This window comes from Ligilactobacillus sp. UO.C109, from assembly GCF_026847815.1.
GTDB lineage: Bacteria > Bacillota > Bacilli > Lactobacillales > Lactobacillaceae > Ligilactobacillus > Ligilactobacillus salivarius.
The window spans coordinates 1-465 of the sequence record NZ_JAPSFH010000044.1 but is presented as its reverse complement, the minus strand read 5'-3'; the positions used below and the strand labels follow the sequence as shown (position 1 = coordinate 465).

The following is a 465-nucleotide window of genomic DNA, read 5'->3' as shown; positions in this document are numbered from 1 at the left end:
CTAAGCACATCAAGTTCATTGAGTGAATCCTTGAGTACAAGTTCATCCTTGAGTGAAAGCTTAAGTACATCAAGCAGCTTGAGTGAGTCCTTGAGTACAAGCTCCTCACTAAGTGAAAGCTTAAGTACATCAAGCAGCTTGAGCGAATCCTTGAGTACAAGCTCCTCACTAAGTCACTCAAGCTGCTTGATGTACTTAAGCTTTCACTCAAGGATGAACTTGTACTCAAGGATTCACTCAATGAACTTGATGTGCTTAGGCTTTCACTTAAGGATGAACTTGTACTCAAGGATTCACTTAATGAACTTGATGTGCTTAAGCTTTCACTCAAGGATGAACTTGTACTCAAGGATTCGCTCAAGCTGCTTGATGTACTTAAGCTTTCACTTAGTGAGGAGCTTGTACTCAAGGATTCGCTCAAGCTGCTTGATGTACTTAAGCTTTCACTTAGTGAGGAGCTTGTAC

The 465-nt window shown here is 41.1% G+C and carries 1 protein-coding gene; it reads left to right on the top strand.

Going from position 1 to position 465, the window contains the following annotated elements; genetic code table 11:
• Positions 1-251: 251 nt before the first annotated feature.
• The coding region (locus tag OZJ21_RS09270) for a hypothetical protein (protein ID WP_442916318.1) at positions 252-465 on the top strand (214 nt) is incomplete at its 3' end.